This window comes from Nostocoides australiense Ben110 (assembly GCF_001050535.1).
GTDB classification, from domain to species: domain Bacteria; phylum Actinomycetota; class Actinomycetes; order Actinomycetales; family Dermatophilaceae; genus Nostocoides_A; species Nostocoides_A australiense.
The window spans coordinates 3408524-3410526 of sequence record NZ_HG764815.1 but is presented as its reverse complement, the minus strand read 5'-3'; the positions used below and the strand labels follow the sequence as shown (position 1 = coordinate 3410526).

The 2003-nt window shown below is 72.4% G+C and carries 1 protein-coding gene and 1 pseudogene; both read left to right on the top strand.

Annotated elements, in window-relative coordinates; all coding sequences use genetic code 11:
* A pseudogene (locus tag BN11_RS16585) lies at positions 1 to 561 on the top strand (4-(cytidine 5'-diphospho)-2-C-methyl-D-erythritol kinase); the annotation flags it as partial.
* Positions 561 to 2003 (top strand): ABC-F family ATP-binding cassette domain-containing protein (locus BN11_RS16580; RefSeq protein WP_048699459.1); only part of this gene is annotated, 1443 nt, incomplete at its 3' end. The pseudogene BN11_RS16585 and the gene BN11_RS16580, both read left to right, overlap by 1 nt.

The window sequence follows — 2003 nt, the reverse complement described above, 5'->3', positions numbered from 1 at the left end:
CTGTGGGGGCTCGACCTGTCGCCGGCCGAGCTGGCCGCGATCGCGGCCGGTTTGGGCAGCGATATCCCCTTCCTCCTCGCCGGCGGCACCGCCTTGGGCGGCGGCCGGGGCGAACGCGTGGTGCCGACCGCGACGCGGGGCACCTATCACTGGGTGTTCGCCCTCTCCGACGAGGGGTTGTCCACGCCGGCCGTGTATGCCGAGTGCGACCGCCTCCGCGGTGCCGCGCCGGTGCCGCAGCCCGAGCCGAGCGCCGACCTGCTCGCGGCCCTGAGCTTCGGCAATGCCGAGGTAGTCGCGGACGCCATGGGCAACGACCTGCAAGAAGCCGCCCTGTCCATGCAGCCCGCCCTGGCCGGGGTCCTCGAGGCCGGCCTGTCGTTCGGCGCGCTGGCCGGCATCGTGTCCGGCTCCGGTCCGACGCTGGCCTTCTTGTGCCGGGACGCCGAGTCGGCCATCGACCTGGCCGTGTCCTTGACCGCGTCCGGGGCGGCCGCCGATGTGCGCAAGGCTCATGGGCCGGCCGCCGTGGGTCCGGTCGAGGTGGCGACCTGCCGCTGATGGCCAATCTCGTCAATATCGAACGGGTCACCGTTCACTCGGGGATTGTCGCCGTCCTCGACGACATCTCGCTCGGCATCAACACCGGCGACCGGGTCGGGGTCGTCGGCGCCAACGGCGGAGGCAAGTCGACCCTCCTCGGGGTGCTGGCCAAGACCCGCCGCATCGACTCCGGCCGCATCACGCACAACGGCTCCCTGCGCATCGCGCAGGTCGCCCAGGACGACACCCTCGACCCCGCCGCCACGGTGCGCCAGGTCGTGCTCGGCGAGCTGGACGAGCACGAGTGGGCGAGCCAGCCGCGCATCCGCGAAGTGCTCACGGGCCTGCTCGGTGACGACCGCGCCGGCGCGCTCGGCGGACTGGACGCCGTCGTCGGGTCGATGTCCGGCGGCGAACGCCGCCGCCTCGCCCTCGCCGCCGCCCTCGTCGCCGACGCCGACCTGCTGCTCCTCGACGAACCCACCAACCACCTGGACGTGGAGGGCGTGGCGTGGCTCGCGGCATACCTCGCGGGCACCTGGGCGCGCCCCGACCGGGCCCTCGCGGTCGTCACCCACGATCGGTGGTTCCTCGACGCGGTGGCCACCGAGACCTGGGAGGTCGTCGGCGGACGGGTGGAGTCCTACGAGGGTGGGTATGCCGCATACGTCCTGGCTCGAGCGGAGCGCGACCGCATCGCCCAGGTGACCGCGGAGCGGCGAAACAACCTGCTGCGCAAGGAACTTGCCTGGCTGCGGCGCGGCGCCCCCGCCCGGACGAGCAAACCGAAGTTCCGCCTCGACGCCGCCTCGGCACTGATCGACGACGAGCCGCCGCCGCGCGATTCGGTGGAACTGATGCGCTTCGCGACCGCCAGGCTCGGCAAGGACGTCATCGATCTGCACGACGCGTCCCTGGCATTCGGCGACCTGCCGATCCTCGCGCGGGTGACCTGGCAGCTGGCGCCGGGGGAGCGGATCGGGCTCGTCGGCGTCAACGGCGCCGGCAAGTCGACCGTCCTCAATGTGCTCGCCGGCCGCCAGCCGCTCGACTCCGGCAAGCGCAAGGTCGGGGTCACCGTGCGGATCGGTGTCGTCAGCCAGGAGGTCCGCGAACTGGACAAGCTGGCCGGGCTGAAGGTCATCGAGGCGATCGAACAGGTGCGCGCCTCGACCATCCTCGACGGCAAGCCGGTCAGCGCCTCCAGCCTGGCCAAGCGCCTCGGCTTCCCCGGCCCGCGGCAGCAGGCGCGCGTCGGTGACCTGTCCGGCGGCGAGCGGCGGCGCCTGCAGATCCTGCGCGTCCTGCTCGACGAACCCAACGTCCTGCTGCTCGACGAGCCGACCAACGACCTCGACATCGACACCCTGACGGCACTGGAGGACCTGCTCGACGGCTGGGCCGGCACCCTCGTCGTCGTCTCCCACGACCGTTACCTCCTGGAGCGGATCACCGACCGC